General features: G+C 65.4%; 15 protein-coding genes. 8 read left to right on the top strand and 7 right to left on the bottom strand.

The window, feature by feature from the left end; translation table 11 throughout:
• Positions 1 to 19: 19 nt before the first annotated feature.
• The 4 genes from AB0M74_RS27875 to AB0M74_RS27860 all read left to right on the top strand — a co-directional run bounded on the left by AB0M74_RS27875 (position 20) and on the right by AB0M74_RS27860 (position 4,045).
• The gene (locus AB0M74_RS27875; RefSeq protein ID WP_366529254.1) at positions 20 to 1,243 is read left to right on the top strand and encodes a hypothetical protein; all 1,224 of its coding nucleotides are present in this window, start codon (positions 20 to 22) and stop codon (positions 1,241 to 1,243) included.
• Between the two features lie 147 nt (positions 1,244 to 1,390).
• Positions 1,391 to 2,968 carry a serine/threonine-protein kinase gene (locus AB0M74_RS27870; protein WP_366529253.1) on the top strand — a complete coding sequence of 526 codons (1,578 nt, stop codon included), beginning with the start codon at positions 1,391 to 1,393 and terminating at the stop codon, positions 2,966 to 2,968.
• 411 nt (positions 2,969 to 3,379) lie between these two features.
• Positions 3,380 to 3,715 carry a WXG100 family type VII secretion target gene (locus AB0M74_RS27865; RefSeq protein WP_328409355.1) on the top strand — a complete coding sequence of 112 codons (336 nt, stop codon included), beginning with the start codon at positions 3,380 to 3,382 and terminating at the stop codon, positions 3,713 to 3,715.
• Positions 3,716 to 3,745: 30 nt separating this feature from the next.
• Entirely contained in the window at positions 3,746 to 4,045 is a 300-nt protein-coding gene (locus AB0M74_RS27860) for a WXG100 family type VII secretion target (RefSeq protein ID WP_328409353.1), read from the top strand.
• 109 nt (positions 4,046 to 4,154) lie between these two features.
• On the opposite strand, the gene AB0M74_RS27855 is transcribed toward AB0M74_RS27860, so the two are convergent.
• Positions 4,155 to 5,612: a type VII secretion-associated protein gene (locus AB0M74_RS27855; protein ID WP_366529252.1), complete on the bottom strand. Its 1,458-nt coding sequence runs from the start codon at positions 5,610 to 5,612 to the stop codon at positions 4,155 to 4,157.
• Positions 5,612 to 9,652 (bottom strand): type VII secretion protein EccCa, encoded by a 4,041-nt coding sequence (gene eccCa, locus AB0M74_RS27850; protein ID WP_366529251.1) that lies wholly within the window; start codon positions 9,650 to 9,652, stop codon positions 5,612 to 5,614. The genes AB0M74_RS27855 and eccCa overlap by 1 nt, the downstream gene beginning before the upstream one ends.
• Positions 9,653 to 9,824: 172 nt before the next feature.
• Here eccCa and eccD point away from each other — a divergent pair, with 172 nt between their 5' ends.
• Together eccD and mycP are read left to right on the top strand one after the other, a co-directional pair.
• Complete coding sequence (eccD, locus tag AB0M74_RS27845; RefSeq protein WP_366529250.1) at positions 9,825 to 11,291, top strand: type VII secretion integral membrane protein EccD; 1,467 nt, start codon at positions 9,825 to 9,827, stop codon at positions 11,289 to 11,291.
• Positions 11,292 to 11,506: 215 nt separating this feature from the next.
• Entirely contained in the window at positions 11,507 to 12,700 is a 1,194-nt protein-coding gene (gene mycP / locus AB0M74_RS27840) for a type VII secretion-associated serine protease mycosin (protein ID WP_366529249.1), read from the top strand.
• Between the two features lie 145 nt (positions 12,701 to 12,845).
• Here mycP and AB0M74_RS27835 read toward each other — a convergent pair whose 3' ends face one another.
• Positions 12,846 to 13,088, bottom strand: coding sequence for a hypothetical protein (locus tag AB0M74_RS27835; protein ID WP_366529248.1), 243 nt, complete (start codon positions 13,086 to 13,088; stop codon positions 12,846 to 12,848).
• Positions 13,089 to 13,304: 216 nt separating this feature from the next.
• A complete protein-coding gene (gene eccB, locus AB0M74_RS27830) occupies positions 13,305 to 14,789 on the bottom strand; it encodes a type VII secretion protein EccB (protein ID WP_366529247.1) in 1,485 nt (494 codons plus the stop codon).
• Between the two features lie 112 nt (positions 14,790 to 14,901).
• On the opposite strand from eccB, the gene eccE reads away from it, so the two are divergent.
• Entirely contained in the window at positions 14,902 to 16,551 is a 1,650-nt protein-coding gene (eccE, locus tag AB0M74_RS27825; protein ID WP_366529246.1) for a type VII secretion protein EccE, read from the top strand.
• Between the two features lie 275 nt (positions 16,552 to 16,826).
• Here eccE and AB0M74_RS27820 read toward each other — a convergent pair whose 3' ends face one another.
• Both AB0M74_RS27820 and AB0M74_RS27815 read right to left on the bottom strand, forming a co-directional pair.
• Positions 16,827 to 17,387, bottom strand: coding sequence for an NAD(P)H-dependent oxidoreductase (locus AB0M74_RS27820; protein ID WP_366529245.1), 561 nt, complete (start codon positions 17,385 to 17,387; stop codon positions 16,827 to 16,829).
• A 509-nt stretch (positions 17,388 to 17,896) separates the two neighbouring features.
• Positions 17,897 to 18,706, bottom strand: coding sequence for an S-methyl-5'-thioadenosine phosphorylase (locus tag AB0M74_RS27815; protein WP_366529244.1), 810 nt, complete (start codon positions 18,704 to 18,706; stop codon positions 17,897 to 17,899).
• A 229-nt stretch (positions 18,707 to 18,935) separates the two neighbouring features.
• Here AB0M74_RS27815 and AB0M74_RS27810 point away from each other — a divergent pair, with 229 nt between their 5' ends.
• A complete protein-coding gene (locus AB0M74_RS27810) occupies positions 18,936 to 19,280 on the top strand; it encodes a metal-sensitive transcriptional regulator (protein WP_366529243.1) in 345 nt (114 codons plus the stop codon).
• A 7-nt stretch (positions 19,281 to 19,287) separates the two neighbouring features.
• Here AB0M74_RS27810 and AB0M74_RS27805 read toward each other — a convergent pair whose 3' ends face one another.
• Complete coding sequence (locus tag AB0M74_RS27805) at positions 19,288 to 19,848, bottom strand: anthrone oxygenase family protein (RefSeq protein ID WP_366529242.1); 561 nt, start codon at positions 19,846 to 19,848, stop codon at positions 19,288 to 19,290.
• Positions 19,849 to 19,852 lie beyond the last annotated feature (4 nt).

Raw genomic sequence — 19,852 nt, 5'->3', positions numbered from 1 at the left:
GAACGAAGGGAAGGGCGTGATGCTCGCCGTTGGATCGACGCCGGTTCGAGCCGTCGGAATCCTACTCACCGCCGCGGCACTGACGATCGGTCTCGGCGCCTGTGGCTCGGCGGTGACCGGAATGCCCACGCGAGTACCGTCCGACGTATCGAAGCTCGATGTCGGCAACTACCAGACGAAGCCACACGAGATCGGTAACGCCAGAAGCGACCGGCAGGCGCGTGCCCGCGAAGCACAGCGGTTGTCCGACTATGTCGCCCTGCCCTTCGAAGCCGATCCGTCCTATGTCGAGGACGCGTGGCTGATCCGTCCGCACGTCGTACTCAACCGAAAAACTCTGGGCAACCTCGTCATCAACGACACCTTCGATGATGTCGCGAAGGATTTGGTGGCCGGCTGGGTCAATGCCTGGCAGACCGGAGGCGAACCCGCGGCCGAGCGCCGCACCCTGAATGTCGCGGTGCTGATGTTCCCGGACGCGAAGACCGCATCGGCAGTCGGGCCGGCCCTCGAACACGACGACTTCACCTACAACCGCGACAACCAGCCGGTTCCGATCACCAAACATCCGAACACGACGGCACATTGGCGGCCGGACATCTCCTCGATCGGCTCGTGGACCGTGCATGATCGGTACGTCATCTTCGTCAAGGTCGTCGACGACACCGCCGCGCCGGACCTCCCTGCCCTGACGAACCAGGTCGAGCGGATGCTCGACGTGCAGATTCCACTGATCGACCGGTTCCAGCCGACACCCGCCGACGAGCTGAAACATGTCGCCCTCGATCCACAGGGTCTGCTCGGGCGCACCCTGCCGAGCAATCCTGAATCGCCATTGCGCACCGAACCGGACGGCGTCTATACCGGCCGCGGCACATTGTCGCTGTTGCGGGCCCGGCCGTCGTCACTGTCGGCATTGGAACAGGGCGAAGTCGACCTCGTCGCGTTCGGCGACGCCGTGGTGTTTCGAAGCCGATCCGACAAGGGTGCACAGACACTCTGGAAGGAGTGGCAGCCCTCCACCACCCTGGAGCCGAATCAAAAGATGGTCGATTCCCCTTCCGCGCTCGCACAGCAGGTCGAATGCTATGCCGAGACGGCCAAATCCGGTGAGACGCAGACCGTGGTCATGAATATCTGCAGCTTTCATGTCGACCGGTACCTCGTGCAGGCCTTCGGCAAACAGTTGCAGGACCTCCATCAAAAGATCTCCGCGCAGTATGCCCTGATCACGAGTAGCTGAGGACGATCGCAAGCGGCAGGGGCTTGTACCTGGTCGCACCAGGCTCGTCCGCACCCGGATGCAAGTCGAATACCCGGCGGTGACTTGCTAGATTCCTCCGGGAGGCTCGGCATGTTCGAGCTTTCGACATCGTTGAGGGAGGACCGAATGGCGTTGCGGCCCGGCGCAATCGTTGGCGGCTACCGGGTGCTTCAGGTCCTGGGCGCGGGGGGAATGGGCACCGTGTACCTGGCACAGAACCCGATCCTGCCCCGCCGTGACGCTTTGAAGGTGCTCAGCGCCGACCTGTCCACCGATGGTGAATTCCGCGCCAGGTTCGAGCGCGAGGCGAATCTGGCCGCGGGACTCGACCATCCGAATATCGTTGCGGTGTACAACCGTGGCGAAGAGGACGGTCAGCTGTGGATCGCCATGCAGTATGTCGAGGGCACCGACGCCTCGGAGGAGGCGAAGAAGGGGCCGGCGGTCATGACCCCGCAACGTGCCCTGCGGATCGTGTCCGAGGTGGGCAAGGGACTCGACTACGCCCACCGACGCGGACTGCTGCATCGCGATGTGAAGCCGGCCAATTTCTTGCTCTCCGCCGCGGAGGAAGGCGACGACGAGCGGATCCTGCTGACCGACTTCGGTGTCGCGAAATCCTCGGATGACGGCCAAGACCTGACGGCAACAGGCAATTTCATGGCCACCGTCGCCTACGCGCCGCCTGAGCAATTGGTCGGGACCAGCCTGAACCACCGCGCCGATATCTACAGCCTCGGCTGCTCCTTCTTCAAGCTGCTGACCGGTCAGAACCCTTACCCGTCGACCATGCCCGCGGTGGTCATGATGGGGCACTTGCACGAGCCGCCACCGAAATTGAGTTCGGTTCGCCCCGGCCTGCCCGCCGCGCTCGACGGTGTGATCGAGAAGGTGATGGCCAAGGACCCGGCGCACCGCTACGCCACCTGCCGGGAATTCACTCAGGCGGCCGAGGCAGCCCTGTACGGCAACCAGTTCCGAGCACCCGAGGCCGGCTACTCGACCGACACGCGAATGCCGCACATCGCACCCGTCACCGATCCCCGCATTCTCCTCACCGGACCTACCACCGATCCGCGCGTGCCTGTTGCCGGATACGTATCGCAGCAACGGGAAGATACCGACCAACGACTTGTCGCGACGGCGCGAAACAGCCACAAGCCATCGCCGGCCCGCCGATTTCTGGTGCCCGCGATCCTGGCCGTCGTCGTCGCCGCCGTCGCGGCGGGCACTTTCTTCTTCACCAGCCGCGCGTCGGAGTCCGGCGCGGGTGGCGACCAGTTGGCTATGGTCCGCAGTGCCAATCCGCAATTCGGGGGAAAAACGGTGACCGCCTTCAGTTTCGGCAACGCCACGCTCTCGGCGGCGCTCAACCCCAGCCAGCAAGCCAAATTCCTGCAGAACATCGGCTTCCAGTACAGCCCCAAATACAAGGCGGTCGGCGACGAGAAGTCACCGCGAGCGCTGTCGGTCAGTAGCTATTCGATCGACATTGATTCCGAGGTCGTCATCGTCTTGAGGTCAGACAGCGAAGCGAAGAACGGCGGTCTGCGCGGTCTGCCGAACTCCATCCTGCAGAGTACAGCCAAGATCGTGGTAGTGGACGATCCATCGACCGTGCAGGCGTTTCAAGTCTGGACCGATCAGTCCCAGAACGCCCTCATCGACAAGATGGTCCCCACGATCGCGAAGGTCGTGAAGTAAACCTGCGCAACGCAGGACGATCCTTGATAAGTCCCAGCCGAAGCACCGTCGGCCGCTCAACCGCGCCGTCGTTGTCGCTAGCGCTCCAGCACGCCATTCGGTAGGGTGATGCCCAGCCAGCCCACTCGCCAGTTTCAGGTGGTAGCGAGCACAGGGGGAAGGAGGGGAGCCGAGCGCTGGCAGCGACCGATGCGACGGCACCGCGGTCGAGAACGTCCGGGGGGATCTCATCCAGGGCACTCTGGCCATGGTGCAGCCAGTCGACAACGCGCAGGGCGATGAAACTCGATGACGGCCAACAGATTTTTCGAATTCGATGGAACCGATCGAGCAGTGCACACGTCCAAACACTATGAACAGGTCAGCTGGCACCTGCAACGTTGATCATGAGAAGAAAGAGGAGGAGCCGCAATGGCGGAAGCAGGGCATCTCGATGCTAGTCCCGAGTTGATCGCGCAGAAGGCGAAGGAGTTTCAGGAGCAGCACAACAATCTGATGCTCGCCATCCGGCAGCTGAAGACCGACGAGGACAACGTCACCAACGGCGCCAACTGGAAGGGCCAGGCGCGCGACGCGTTCAACGCGTTCATGGAGCGCTACTACTTCCAGGCCGACAAGCTCAATGACAAGCTGATGGAGACCTCGGAAAAGCTCATCAAGGCCGGCTCGTCGTTCGAAGATCAGGACACCGACTTCTCCCGGCAGGTTCAGGCTCAGGTATCCAGCCTCGACCTTCCCGCCGTCTAATTCGAAACTCGCAACAAAGGAGCCTGAAGAATGGCCGGTAGCTCGCAGAATATCTCCGCCAATTTCGACGGAGTGGCCGATGGAGCGCAGCAGATCATCAAGCGCGCCGAGGGCATTCGAGACGAACTGACCTCCTTCCACAAGAAGATCGAGGAATTTATCACGCAGAACTGGAAGGGTGCAGCGAACGATGCATTCGGCCAGATGCAGACCACCTGGAACCAGAATGTCGAGCAGCTGAATGCGACGCTGGTCGGTGCCGGTCAGCTGGTCAGCAAGGGCAACTCCGAGCTGCAGAGCACGGACAGCGCCCTGGCGAACCTCTTCTGACACTGGAGGACTCAGACCATTCGTGCCCCCGGCAGATTCTGCCGGGGGCACGAATTTTTTCCTCCGATGTCGGTGTCCGATGGATTGATTTCTCCACGGGCACAATATTTTACGGAGTCACCTGCACGGAGGTCGCGAACTGTTCGCAGGCCGGCGCGATCGACTCCCACTCGCCGAGGAACTGACATCCGGTGCTGACCTGCAGCCCGTACTCGACCAGCACATGCCAACGCACCGTGGAACCGTCACCGGGCCTTTCGGTATAGGCGAGGCCCGACTTTCCACCGAACACCTGGTCATGCTTCAGGTCGGTCGGCGCACCATTGGGCTTCTGCCGCATCTGCGCCTCGAGGCTCCTGGCCACCTGTTCATAACCGATCCCCGCGGCGACCGGTGTTTGGATCATGGTGATCCGCATCCGGGTGCCGTCCTCCGGCACGAGGTCGACGCGCGGTCTGCTCGGGTCCGGAGCCTGCGCGAGACGCCAGCCGCTCGGTATCTGAAAACGAACGCGCCCAATGGTTTCCGATGCTGGTGCACCTCCTGGCGGTGGCGCGGGCTTGCCTGTGGCCGTCGCTTGCGCGGTCGCGTGGACCGACGCCGGAGGTCCCGCAGACACCGCGGGAGTGCCCTGCGAACCGCCGAGGACGACCACCGCTCCCACCGCCGCCGCGGCGACAACCAGAACACCGGCGACGGCGGCGACCAGGTATCCGGTGCGGCGACGATCGGGACCCTGGACGGCGGCCGCACGCTGTCGAAGCGGCTGCATCCACTCGCCGGTCGGCAGCGCCGCGACAGCCTCGGTCCGATAGTCGGGGTCCGGCCGTGGCCCGCGCACCAGGTCGGCGCCCGCGATCGGCCGCAGCTCGACGGCCGGTCCGGCGATCGGCGGAACCACCGAGCGGATCACCTCGAGTTTCGCCGCATCCGAAACACCCACCACCTGAACGACATCGGCAGGGCGGCCGGCGAGCAGCCTGCCGACGAGCGCGGCGAGATCGTCGGCAGCGCGCGGGTCGAGGCCGAGGTCGGCGAGCGCGAGATTCGGTTCGTGCTCGCATGATTCGACATGCGTGCCCAGATGGCTGCGCACGACGGTGCTCGCGGTGGTCGAGAGCGGGCCGAACTCCAGCACCACCGTGCGGCTACTGCGGTCGGCGCCCTCATCGGCATCCACCGCACGAACGGCTAGGTCCTCGAACACGACATCGTTGGCGAAGCGGCGTAGCGCGGCCTCGAGAACCGCTCGCCGACGCGCGCCCCACTCCGTCGGACACGCGACGGTGACCCGGCCACAGGGGGTAGCGACGCCGAGGTTCTGCAGCACAGTGCCGAGGATCGCCGTCATCGCCTCGGCGACAGCGGGCACCCGTGGCAGCAGTGCGATCCGCTCCCCCGCGACGAACTGGACGGCGGAGCTGACCTGGGTCGGCGGCGTCAACGGCTCACCGACGACCAGATCCCCGTTGCTGCCGAGCACAACCGACGGCGGCACATCCCAATGGGTGGCCGGACCGCACGCCCAGATGCGCGTGTCGGTGACCACCAGGTCGACGACGGACATCACTCCGCCGCCGGCATCCACGCCAGCTGAATCAGATCCTCGGTGTTGCGCGTGACGTAGGTGCCGCGGCCCGGCGGTTTGAGGCCGGGACGCGTGGTGCCCATCAGCACGCCTTCGTCCTTGTTGCAGCTCATGATCAGGCCCGCCGAGCCGAGGTCCTTCATCCTGGCCAGCGTGGCCTCGTACATCGCACGGCTCGCGCCGCCGGAGCGGCGGGCGATGATCAGGTGGAAGCCGAGGTCGCGCGCGTGCGGCAAGTGCTCGACCAACACCGACACCGGGTTGCCCATGGAGGTGGCGACCAGGTCGTAATCGTCGATGATGACGAACAACTCCGGTCCGCTCCACCACGAGCGATCGCGCAGCTGCTGCGCCGTGACGTCCTGCCCCGGCGTCCGCTGGGCGACATAGGCGGCGAGATCGGACATGTTCTGGGTGAATTGTGGTCCGGTCGATCCGTAACCCGCGAGGTACCCGTCGGGCACCAAACCGAGCATGGTGCGCCGGTAGTCGCCCAGGATGAAGCGCGCCTGATTCGGAGTGTTCGACGCGGCGATGCCCTCGATGATCGAACGCAACAACGTCGTCTTACCGGATTCGGTGTCACCGATGACGATGAAGTGCGGGCTCTCGTTGAAGTCGATGTAGACCGGCGCGAGCTCGGATTCGTTGATACCAAGGGGAATACGCATGTTCTTGCGTTCCGGGTCGACCTGCGACGGCCAGTTGCCCGCCAGCTGCAGCAGCTGTTCGCGTGGCAACATCTCCGGCAGCATGCGGGCCGCGGGCGCGTGCCTGCCCGGCGTGAGGCGGGCGATCGTCGCGACTGCCTCGCCAACCGCCGCACCGAGATTGGTGGGGTCGGCGCTGCCGTCGATGCGGGGCAGACCGGTCAGCATGTGCAGGCATTCGGGTGTCATACCGCGACCGGGTCGCCCCTGCGGGACCAGAGCGGCGAACTTGCGGCCGAGGTCGGAGTCCATCGGGTCACCCAGGCGCAGCTCGATTCTGGTGCCGATCTGGTCCTTGAGCGCCGGGCGTGCCTCGGCCCACCGTGCCAGCGCGATGACGACGTGCACACCGTACGAAAGACCCTGCACCGCAAGGTTCATGATCGGTTGTTCCAGTGGATCGAAGTCCTGGCGGATCGAGCCGAAACCGTCGATCACCAGGAAGACGTCCCCGAAGGGATCCTCGTGTGCGCCCGCAGCGGCCGGGCTGCTGGAGGGGTCCATGGACCGCAGACGGCGGAATTCGGTCATGGACTCGATACCGAGCTGACGGAAGCGCGCCTCACGGGACCGGACGATGGTGTTCATCTCCGCGACGGTGCGCCGGACCTTGTCATCGTCCAATCGGCTTGCCACCGAACCGACATGCGGCAACCCCTGCAGGCTGGCGAGTGTGCCGCCACCGAAGTCGAGGCAGTAGAACTGCACCTGCTCGGCGGTGTGGGTCAGCGAAAGCGCCATGATCATGGTGCGCAGCGCCGTCGACTTGCCGGACTGCGGACCACCGACCACCGCGACGTTGCCTCGCGAACCCGACAGATCGACGACCAGCGGATCGCGGCGCTGATCGTAGGGCCGGTCGACGATGCCCATCGGGGCTCGCAACGTCGCGACAGCCGAGTACTCGCCGGTGAGGATGGAGCGCGGAATGAGCTGATCGAGGGTGGGCGCCTCGTCCAACGGCGGCAGCCAGATCTCGTGTGCCGGACGGCCGTGGCCGCGGATACGCGAGACCAGCATGTTCACATTGGAGATCTGTTCGCCGTCTTCGGAATGCTGCTCCGGCTCGTTGGCGGGTGTGGCCTGCAACGGAATCCGGTCGGCAGACCGGAAGTCGACGTGCGTGGCGGCGAACGGGCGCGCCTTCACATCGATCTCACCACCCGCGATCCCCGCACTGGTGACCTCGCGCTGCGAACCGCCGCCGACATACGGGCCGGAAACATAGGAGGCCTGGAACCGCTGGATTTCGCCCGAGTCGGACTTCAGATAGCCGCCACCGGGAACGCCCGGCAGGTTGTAGGCATCGGGGACACCGAGCACCTGGCGAGATTCGTTGGCGGAGAAGGTCTTCAGACCGATCCGATAGGACAGGTGGCTTTCGAGGCCCTTCAGCTTGCCTTCTTCGAGGCGCTGCGAGGCCAGCAGCAGGTGCACGTGCAGCGAGCGGCCGAGGCGGCCGATCATCACGAACAGCTCGGCGAAATCCGGGTGCTGGGTAAGCAATTCGGAGAACTCGTCGAGTACGACGAACAGCGCGGGCAGTGGATCGAGATCCGCGCCCGCGGCACGGGCCTTCTCGTACTCGGAGACGTTGGCGAAGTTGCCCGCCTGGCGCAGCACTTCCTGGCGGCGGTTCATCTCGCCCGCCAGCGCGTCCTTCATACGGTCGACGAGATCGGCCTCGTCTTCGAGGTTGGTGATGACCGCCGCGACATGGGGAACACCGTCGAGGCCGAGGAAGGTCGCGCCCCCCTTGAAGTCGACGAGCACCAGGTTCAATTGGTCCGGCGAATGGGTGGCGAGCAGGCTGAGCACCAGGGTGCGCAGGAACTCCGACTTACCGGAACCGGTTGCGCCGATGCACAATCCGTGCGGGCCCATACCGCTCTCCGCGGCTTCCTTGATATCGAGCTCGACCGGAAGACCGTCCGCGCCGACACCGAACGCCACCCGCAACCGCTCGCGACCGTAGCGTGGCCGCCAGGCGTGTTCAGGATTGAAGGTGCCGATATCGCCGAGGCTCATCAGCTGCGACCACGACGAGATCACCTCGGAGTCGTCGACCTCGACATCGCTGCTGCGCTGGGTCGCCGCACGATACGGCGCGAGCCTGCGTGCCACCTGCTGGGCCTGCTGCGGGGAGATCCGGTCGATCAGCGCGAAACGTTCCTGGTTGCCGGTGGCGCCGCGACCGACACACTCGCCGTTCTCCACGACCATCTTGATGCCGCGCGACACCGCCAAACGCGGTGCGTACCCACACAGGTCGATGAGTGTGACGCCCTCGTAGCCGGATTCACGCAGCTGATCGTCCTCGGCCTCGAGCAGACCACCGTCGACCACGATGACGATGTGCACCAGGTTGATGTTGGCAGGCTGATTGCGGGAGTACCGAACACGGTTGGCCAGCAACGGATGCAGGCCCGCCATCGCCTCGCGGATCGAGCCGTAGAACATGCGCTGGGTGCCGATGCCGTCCTGCGCGTCGGGGTGCTGGGTGTGTGGCAACCATTTGGTCCACTCCCACTCACGTGCGGTATCCGGGCCGCAGACCACGGCGACGAGCACCTGATCGGGCGCCTGGAACATGCACAGCTGCAACAACATTGCGCGAGTCATTTCCCTGGCCTCGACCCGATCGCCGTCCAGGGCGATGGTCGCGAAGCCCTTCACCGCGATCGCGGTCGGCAGGTCGGGGACCGTCGAGTGGGCGCGCACGAAACGGCGCAGCGACACCGCGGCGATCGGCTCGAGCTCTTCGACCGGGCCGGTCTCCGGCGCGACCAGGCGAGTGGCGAGGCGCTGACCACCGATACCGATGCGGGCGTGGCAGAAGTCCTTGTCCCCCGCTCGCCGCTCCCACATCCGGCTGGTACCTGCGAGCATCCAGATCAGGCCGGGCTCCGGGTGGCTCCATTCGACGGAAGCGCGCTGCTGCCTTGCGGTGTCGTCGACGTCCTTGCGCACCTGATCGAGATAGCGCAGATAGTCTTTGCGGTCTTCGTTCGCTTCGGCGGCCTTCTGCCCCTTGCCACCGCCCTGACCGGCGAACATGCCGACCATGGAGAAGACCATCATCATCGGGAACATCATCGTCATCGGGTTCGATGCGATGCCACCGCCCTGGGTGAACATCAGAGCCATCATCCCGACCATGCCGACGACCATCACGACCGGCATCAGCTTGCTGAGCAAACTGCCCGGCGTCACCCGGGGAATCTCGGGCGGCGGCTGCAGGGTGACTTCACCACCGGGAGAACGCGGCATCTCTCGTCGCGCACGGCGCTGGAACCGGACGGTACTCATCGGACGAGAAATCCCCCTTAACGCAGCTGTACTTCGGCCTCAGTGTAGAGCCGGCAGCTGACATGTCGTACAGTTCGACCAGCATTCTGCTGCCCGAACCGTGGGTTCGCAAGCTCGGCCCTTGGGTATGCCGATTGCGGAAACACGAGGTAGAAGACGAGTTGGGGGAAGCTTGACGCACGCGCGCCTTGACCACATCGACGAAGAGTCCTCGCGCGGAATCGTCCGTGCACCGGATCTGGCTCGGGTGACGATTCTGGCCAAACACACTCAAGTGGATATGGCGATCCCGGTCGACGTGCCTGTCGCCCTGGTGATTCCGAGCGTCGTCGACATGGTCGCCCAACACAGCCGCACCAACGATTTCGACAACGAGGGCGAGCGCTTCGAGCCCGCCGAGTGGGTGCTCGCCCGGATCGGCCATCCCCCGTTCTCCAACTCGCTGAGCCTCGGCGAACACGGTGTCCGCGACGGCGAGCTGCTGATGCTCGAAAGTGCTTCGCACACAGCGCCGACGCCGCTGTTCGACGACATCATGTACAACGTCGCGATCGCGGACACCGACCACTACCGCAGCTGGACTCCGAAGGTCGCGCGCCTCACCGGCTCCCTCATCGCCGCGGTCACCATGATCGTCGGCTGTCTCGGTCTGCTGCTGTCCAAAGACGCGCTACCCGGCTATGTGAGCGGGTCGATCGCGCTGGCGGTCGCCATCCTGCTCGTCGTCTCGGGCATGGTGCTCAGCCGCATGTACGGCGACACCGGCACCGCGCTCGTGCTCGGTGGTTGCGCGCTGCCCGCCGCGTTCAGCGCGGGCATGCTACTGGTGCCCGACGATTACAACTGGGCACACATCCTGCTCGGCTCGGTCCTGCTCGGCGCCACCGCGATCCTCGCGTGGCGCGTCACCGGTGTCGGGCTGGCACTGTTCATCGGCGCGAGCACGCTTGCGGTGTACGCGGTTCCGGCCGCGATGGTCGGCCTGCTCACCGAGCAGTCGGTACCCGCCATCGGCGCGGTCGCCGCCGCCCTCGGACTCGGCGGGCTCTCACTGGCGCCCCGGGTTTCGATGCTGCTCGCCAAACTCCCGCTACCACCGGTGCCTTCGCCCGGCACGCCGATCGACCCGACCGAAGCCGACCCGGACGACCACCGCGCCCTGCCGACCATGGACGCACTGCGGGTCAAGTCGGAACGGGCCCGCATGTACCTCGGCGGACTCGTCGCGGCGACCACGCTCATCACCGTCGCGGGTTCGCTGGCGGCCACCGACCCCGACGCCGAAAGTCCCTACTGGCAGGGCATCGCGCTCGCACTGGTCTGCGCGATCGTGCTGATGTTCCGCAGCCGCACCTACGCGGGCGCCGAACAGGCCGTGGTGCTGATCGCGGGCGGCGCGGCCATCGTGCTGATCATGCTTGTCGGCGCGAGCATCGGTATGGAGCAGCCGTTGGTGATCTTCGGCGTAGCGATGGTCATTCTGATCGCCGCGATGATTCTCGGCATCATCATCCCGAATCAGTCGGCGACGCCGCCGATGCGGCGCGGTGTCGAACTGCTCGAGTACGCATTCGTCGCCGCCGTACTGCCGCTGGTGTTCTGGGTGGCCTCGCTCTACTCGCTCGTTCGCGGGCTGTGAGGGCGCCATTGCGCGTCGCGGTCGTTGCCGTAACGCTCTGTCTGAGTGCGTCATTCGGCCTCGGTGCGGGTCACGGTGTGGCACACGCCGACCGCCCGCCCGCAGTGAACCCGGCGTTGCAGCCCGCAGGCGATCCCGCCGTACCACCCGAGAAGACCGAGCGACCACCCAACTCCAACTGCGCGGACACCGGTTCTGGCGGCGAAGGACCGACGATGCCCACCGCTCAGCGATCGCTCGACCTTAATCGCGCATGGCAGTTCTCCCGTGGCGAGGGCCAGTTGATCGCGGTGATCGACACGGGTGTGGCCCGTCATCCTCGATTGCCAGGGCTGGACGCGGCAGGTGACTTCGTTGCGAATACAGGTGACGGCACTGAGGACTGCGATGGGCACGGCACCTTCGTCGCCGGCCTGATAGCCGCGTCCGAAGTCGATGGGCAGGGGTTCGCCGGTGTTGCACCGGAAGCGCGGATCATGACCATTCGCCAGACCAGCACGAAATATCAGAGGGACGGCCTTGCGAAGCAACGCAATCCCGACGATTTCCCCAAGGGCTACGGGGACCTGGGCACCATGGCTTCGGCGATCGTGCGAGCCGCTGACCGCGGCGCCACGGTGATCAATATTTCCGAGGTTTGGTGCGGATCCGAAAACCCTGCGGCAGACGGCAAAGTAGGCGCCGCCCTTCGCTACGCCACGATAGAGAAGAACGCCGTCGTCGTGGTCGCCGCAGGCAACAACGACAATTGCCAGACCGACAATCCGGTGATCGACCCGCTCGACCCGACGGCCGACCCGTGGAGCAAGGTCAAAATGAATGTCAGCCCAGCCCGCTGGGACGACTATGTGCTCGCCGTCGGGTCGATCGACTCGAACGGCGCACCATCCAAGTTCACCGTGCCCGGCCCCTGGCTGAGCGTGGCCGCGCCCGGCGAGAATATGGTCTCCCTCAATCCGCGCAGTGACGGCACCGCGGTCAGCGCGGCGAATCAACAGGGTGAGCAGAGGCCGATCAGTGGCACCAGCTTCGCAACTCCGTTGGTGTCCGGCGTTGTCGCGCTTGTCCGAGCCCGGTTCCCCGAACTGAGTGCGCTGGAGGTCATCAAGCGCATCCAGGCCACCGCGCACTCCCCCGCCGAGGGATGGAACCCCTACATCGGCTACGGCGCGGTCGATCCGATAGCAGCGCTGACCGACCAGGTGAGCGACGCGACGCTGCCGCCCAAGCGGCCGAGCACGGGTAAGAGCAAACAACTCCCGTTGCCGCCGACCATTCCGGCCCCGGATCACGGCGCCCGCAACGTCGCGCTGATCGGTACCGGCGTTATCGGCGGGACACTGATCCTCGGCTTCCTTGCGTCGTTCCCGATTCGACGTAGATTCGGACTCAGCTCTAACGACATGTGACAACCTGCCGCAGCAAGCGGCTGCGGAGAATGAATGCACGTGAGGGTCCCAGCACACACATTGTGCCGAGACCCTCACGTGGGTTTCTGATCAGCGAACCGAGCAATAGCCGCAATTCCGCTCGGGTGAGCCCTATCGGCTCGACTCAGTAGGAAGTTTTTGGCGTCAGCTCCGCCCGACCGTCCGACATCGGTGAACAACCCCAATATTTGTGTTCCTGATGGGCGTCGAGATCGCTGTAGCATTCCGCCATAGAATCGTACTTCTCGTGACCGGTGATAGTGCCGTTATGCGCGTATGCCGCACCGGCGCCAACGATTCCGGCCGCTCCCACGCCGAGCGTTGCCACGGCCGCGAACGACGCGATCACTCGATAGATCTTGATCATTGCCACTCCCTCTTCTGATCCTGAGCTGCGAATACCGCTCACCAGACGAGTTGTTTCCGGCTGTAAAGATCCTTGCGCTGCGGTGGAATTCACTGTCGAACCCATCGACACGCACTCTCCACTCCAGAAATCAGCTCATCACTATCTCTGACGTAGGGCAATCAAGATCGGTTCCGTGGAAACCCCAACATTTTCGATCGGTCGCCGGACCGCGGCTCACTTAATAGATGCGACAGGCTGTTTCGCTGGCGACGGGTCCGCAGCGATGCCGTCGTGCGCGACCATCGCCTCTTCCCTGCCGAGGCTGGGGCCGGAGGCGAGCAGGCCGACAATCGGCCATGGCGCGGGTTCGGGCTTCACGCCCGCCTCGGTATCCATCCCGAGCGCCTTGGCGGCGTCGGCGTTCTTGATGCCGTAGCGGACTCCGGTGTCGGCGATATAGAACTGGCTGTCCTTGCGGCGGCTATCGATTTCGATGCCGGTGCTCTGGATGAACGCGCCGGTGCCTGGCTTGATGTACACCGAGTCGGCATTGACCCCGGAACCGTCCGCCTGCGCGAGCGGCACCAGTTTGGCCTTCTCCGGAATCGGCAGGGCCACACCGGTGATCACCGAAAGCTCGGCACGGTTGCCGTCCTTGTTGTCAGCAGCCGCGGCAATCGGTTTCCAGGACAGGCAGCCGACCGGCTGGTCCCTGGCTTGGATGATGGTCGGCGCTGTGTGTGGATAGAGCTCCACGCGCAAAGCGTGCGAGACGTTCGCATTGGTCTTGTCGATCTGATCGATCGTGGTGGTAGTCGCCGCGGACCGGTAGCGGTTGCGGATGATCTTGGCGGTCAAGGGAGAAATCTGCTGCAACCCGTCCGGCAGGACCACGTGGTAGATACCGGGCTCGGTGGGTACCTCCACTACATCACCGACCCGATGGTTGGCGACCGCGTAGTTCACCGCCGCGCCCGGGTCGTCGATCTTGGGCGGAATGATCGGCAACACTTCGGGAATCGTGTTGAGCAGGCCTACGCCGATCGGGCGTGGAGCCATGCCGGTGATGTTCAGCGCGTCGGTGACAGCGCGGTCGGTCATGTCGACTCGGGCGCGTCGGTTTTCGTACACCAGATACGCCGAGTCCTTGCCCTGCACCAGCAGGGCCTTGTCCCTGCCCATGACCGAAGCCTTTTCGCCGAGCTCGGGGTCACCGGCGAGCACCGAGGTGGTGAGGTCCTTGCTGCCGTCGTTCTTCAGCTGATCGCAGACGGTCCAGGCGCGGCCTTTGCCGTCCTTCTCGAATCGCAGCGAGGCGGGCGCACCGGGAATGCCGATCAGCTGACCGCGCGGCTTCTTACCGAGTTCGGAGTCCTTCACAACCGCGGGCTTGGCCGGCTCCCCCGCCGCCAGCCGAGCCGAAGCGAGGTTCAGCGCGGGATGCACTACGTCATCGATGACGACATAGACGCCACCGGATTCCTTGCCGATCAGGATCTTGTTGGTGCCGATCTTGTCCTGTGGGCGCAGCAGCGCGAGCACACCGCAGCCTGCCAACACAACGACGGCCAGCACCAGCCCGGCCGCATAGGCACGCGACTGCGAGCGCATCGGATCGTGCAGCATCCGCACGTCCCTGCGGACCAGCGCATGCTCCATCCGCCGGACCAGGAAGCGATAGCCACTGACCTGCCAGCGAGTAGTGGGTTTTGAAGGCATGTTTCCTCCCCCGAACAGTGCTCACGTTCGCGGAACACAGTACAGTTCCCGAGGACTCTTGTTCAGCTCGGCCGGTAGGAAACGGCCGATATCGGGTACTTGGGGGACGACGATGGCCGAATCTGCCGGCGCGGGACCACGCCCGCTCCTAGGGCGCATCTCGCTGCAGAATCTGCTTGTTGCACAAGTGATCGGACTCGTAGCCGGACTGCTCGCACTGCTCGTCGGACTTGCGGCGCTGCCTGCTCTCGCCGCGGCCGTTGTCGCCGCTCTGCTACCGCTCATCCCCGTTGCCAAACGGACCCTGCTGGACTGGATCAGCACCTGGTGGCGCTATGCCACGCGCAGTGACTACGAGATCGGCGACACCGTCGATTTCCGTGGTACCGACGGTCGTTCGCTCGGGCTGTACTGGGACGGAACACGTGTTGTCACGGTTGTCGAGGTGCTCGCCCCCAAGGGTGGGCTGACCCGGATCGCCCGCACGACGGTGCACGCCTCGCACCTGCTGCCACTGCCCGAGCTCGCCAAATGCCTCAACCAGCACGACATTCTGCTCAGCGGTATCGACATCATCAGCCACGGACACCGCAGCCGCTCCGGCACACCGGCGGGCAAGATCTACGAATCGCTGCTCGGGCCGTTGCCTGCCACCGCGCATCGCACGGTGTGGCTCGCCATCAGCTTCGACGCGATCGCCTGCCCGGAGGCCGCGGCCCGCCGCGGCGGCGGCAGCGAGGGCGCCTCGCGTGCGGTAACCATTGCGACACAACGCATTATGCGCGCACTCGAAGACGCCGACTGCGGTGCCCGCATCCTCACCGCGCCGGAAATCCGCAAGGCGGTCCTGCAGATCACCGCCGGTTACGACCCGCGCACGCTGACCCACCGCTGGCGCTACGCGGAGATCGGCAACAACGTCAACATCGGCAGCGCGGTCGACCCGAAGCGGCTCGGCTCCGATCTGCTCGCCCAGCTGTGGGTGGCGCCCTCGCGCGGCACCACGGTCGCGGTGCGGCTGCGTCCCGGTAGTTCGGCCGAGTCGGTGAGCATCGGCGCGGCCTGGCGGCTGACCGCACGGGAGCTGCCGGAGCGGACCGAACTCAAGGGCCTCATCTCGATGAACGGCCGCCACCGCGACGGACTGCTCGCCCATCTCCCGCTGGCCATCCCGGCTCTGGACGACACCGTGCCGGTGGCCGAGTACCCGATCGATGTGATCGGCGCGCTGCACCTGCCGTCGTCGGGCTGCGGTCAGCTGATCGGCTCGGACGACGAGGGTCAGGGTGTCGCGGTGCGAATCGTCGGCACCGGTATCTCCACCGTGTATGTCGCGGGCGAGCTATATCTGGCGCAGCAGTTGGTGTTCCGCGCACTCGCGGTCGGCGAGCGCATTCTGGTGCGCACCGACCGGGCGCACGCGTGGGAGAACCTGGTGAACACCATCGCGAACCCCGAGCGACTCACCCTCGCGGTCGAAACACACCAGTCCGACGCGGGTTTCACGGCCACCGTGGTCGACGGGGTGCTCGCACCCGCGCCGCATGCCGGTGTTACCACGATCTACGTCACCGGCGATCCGATGGGCTGGCCCGCCACCCGTCCCGACCTCTCGATCCACCAGCCCGGGGCCATCGGCAATCACGTCATCCTGCGGACCGGCACCGCGCAGGTCGACCTCACCCTGGTCTCCATCCCCCGCGAGGCCACCTATATCGGCCATCCGCGCGGCCGCCGGGCAATGGCGGGTAGCGCGGGATGAGTCCGCGTAGGCACGCGACGTTCGTTCTGTATTACAGGTGTTGAGGCGCGACCTACCTCGCTTCGCCCGGCCCGATGCGGGCCTGCTGTCGCCGGACGACCAACTACTGCGGCCACTGCCGCGCCCACATAGCTTCTGAGTTAATCGAGATCCGTCGAGCGCAGTCATATGGTGACGCCGGGCGGCGTGTCGTGCCGCGTTTCGACTGCGCTCGGCGGGCGATCCGGACCCAACAGCACAGCAACCTATCTGGATGGCGCGGATCGGTGGTGCGGTTATCCCGGGTAGGGATCGGTGGTGCGGGCAGCGCGCAATGTTCGGGCCCACCAGGCCAGTTGGCGAATCATACGGTCGGCGGCGTCGATGGCGGCGCCGTCGTGGGTCTCCCCAGCTGCGTCGAACCGCTTCTTCGCCTGGTGGAAGCTGACCGTTTCACGGATGGAGACCATGTGAATTTCGGCGACTACCTGACGCAGCTGTTCGACGGCGCGTAGACCGCCGGAAAGGCCACCGTAGGCGACAAAGCCGATCGGTTTGGCCCGCCATTCCCGTTTCGCCGTGTCGAAGGCGGTTTTCAGCGAGGCCGGATAGCCGTGGTTGTACTCGGAAGTGATCGCCACGAAAGCGTCGGCCGCGGCCAGCCTGGCACGGTATGCCTCGGCCGTCGGAGTGTCGATGAGATCGACCGGCAGCGGAGTGTCGATGAGATCGATAACGCCCGTGTCGAATTCGGGATTCACCCGCACCGTCCGCAGGAACCAGTCGGCGACGACCGGGGCGAAACGCTCCGGCCGCACACTGGCCACGATCACTTCGAGCCGCAACGGGTTGTCCACAGCGTGAGCCTATCGCCGCAACATGACAGCGACGAGCGGCACACCAGCGTGAGCGCTACCCGACGTGTCCCGCAGCCATGGGCCCCCACCGAGCTTCTGGTCCGAGGTAGAGCTGCTCGCACGGAAGTCGAGGTAGGCCGTCTGCGGTGCCGGGGACCACCGACACGCTGTCTATGTAGTGGTGGATCGACTCGTCCCACGCGGGATAACGTGGCGCTCCAGATTCTGCGGTCTGACGCAGGATTTCCTGGCGGCATCTCGATGCCGCCGTTTGTGATTCTGAACTTCGGCGAGACGGCACCCAGTGAGCCCACTGAACCTCCCGTCGTATTTCTTGAAGGAGTAGTGGGCAGCTACCGAGGCCCGCACCCACGTGGCTGCCTCCGCGGTCGCGTTGATCGACCGGACCACTCCGGGCGGCCGGACCACTCGGCTGAGTCGGCCCACACGGCCGACCCACTCCACTCGAAGGCGAACGCCCCTCGATCGACAACCTTTCGATCGATGACTCAGGGCAGCTCGAACGGCAGCGTCACACCCCCGTGCACACTGCACTTCGCGCAGGTGTCGGTGTGCGGAACGGCCGACACCGAGCGGCGGATCAGCTCCTTGAACGGACCGAGGTTTTTCTTGAACTCGGCGAAGACGTCGGTGGCATGCACACCGTCGCCCTCCTCGACGCCCGCATCCAGGTCGGTCACCAAAGCGACTGCGGCGTAGCACATTTCCAATTCGCGAGCGAGGACCGCCTCGGGATGGCCGGTCATATTCACCAGTTCCCAGCCCTGGGCGGCGAACCAGCGACTCTCGGCCCTGGTGGAGAACCGGGGACCCTGCACGACGACCATGGTGCCCGACGACTTCATCGGCAGCTCATCGGTCGCGGATTTCGTTGCGGCGGAACGCAATTCTTCGCAGTAAGGATCGGCGAAGGAAACGTGCACACCGCCGCCGTCGAAGTAGGTCTGCGGCCGCCCCGACGTGCGGTCCACCAGCTGATCGGGTACCGCGACGGTACCGGGCCCCCAGTCCGCGCGCAGGCTACCGACCGCACACGGGGCGAAGATCCGACGCACCCCGAGCGAGCGCAGCGCCCACATATTGGCCTGGTACGGCAGTGTGTGCGGGGCGTACTCGTGCTGCTTGCCGTGCCGCGGCAGGAACGCCACCGGACGACCCTCCACTTCGCCGATCGCGATCGGCGCACTCGGCTTGCCGTAGGGGGTGTCGACCTCGACGGCGGTCGCCTCGTTGTCGAAGAAATCATAGAAGCCACTACCGCCGATGACGGCGATCGCGGGCCGGGCATGCGAACTCATGCACATGATTGTCCCGCCCGGCTCCACGTGCCGCCCCGAAGGGTCCCCGTCCGCACCTCGGACGCCCCGAGCCCGGTCATGACGTCGGCACCGTACCGGCTCTCGCAGCGACGGCCTCCCGGGCGATCGACCGGGCGCCGACCTGACAAGTCGCCCAATCCGTTGTACCCTAGGGGGGTATTAATCCGATCAGGCCGGAGAGATCCGGCAGGCAGCGAGGAGACAGCCGGTGACACCCACCCCGTCGCACGACACCGCGGCCACGCAGGACCACGCCGCCCACGATCACTCCAGCCACGGCTACATCACGGCCAAGGACGACTACCTCAAGCGACTGCGCCGGATCGAGGGGCAGGCCCGTGGACTACAGCGCATGGTCGAGGAGGAAAAGTACTGCATCGACATCCTTACCCAGGTCTCCGCGATGACCAAGGCGTTGCAGGCGGTCGCCATGGGCCTGCTCGAAGACCACATCAGCCACTGTGTTGTCGATGCGGCGGTCGCCGGTGGCCCCGAAGCCGACGCCAAGATCAAAGAGGCCACCGACGCCATCGCCCGCCTGGTCCGGTCCTGAGGGTCCGCTATCGCGACATCGGTCGTGCCGGTGACAGCTTCGCGGCACGCGGATCTGCGATCACCTCGACGTCGGCCTGCCTACCCGATCGCAACAGCGCCAACGCGAAACACGTCAGTGCACCGACATTGACGACCGCACGCGCGATGTTCCACGCCACCCACGGCCCTTCGAACTCGGCGCGCACGGCGGCCGGATCCGCGATCGTCGCCGGATCACCCGCCGCGGCGAGCTTGTCGTTCAAGGGCACGTTCGCGCCACTGGTGATCAGGAACATCACCAGATAGCAGACGAATCCGGCGATCGCCCAGTACCGCACCGCCGGGTCGCCGGAGCGCCAATTCGCCACCACCGCGGCGAGTCCGGCCACCAGCCCACCCATGAACATGGTCATGAACAGCGGATTCACTATGGCCACATTGATGTTCTGCATGACCTCGACGAATGCGGCATCGCCGCTGCGTTTCAGGCCGGGCATCACCGAATAGGCGAACGCGGCGAACAACCCGGCCATCAGTCCGGCCGTCACTGCCGCAAGAACCAGCGTGCTCGATCGCAACGCCTTCATGGCG

The organism is Nocardia sp. NPDC051463 (assembly GCF_040681975.1).
Taxonomy (GTDB): Bacteria; Actinomycetota; Actinomycetes; order Mycobacteriales; family Mycobacteriaceae; genus Nocardia.
This window is presented reverse-complemented; position numbering and strand designations above follow the sequence as displayed.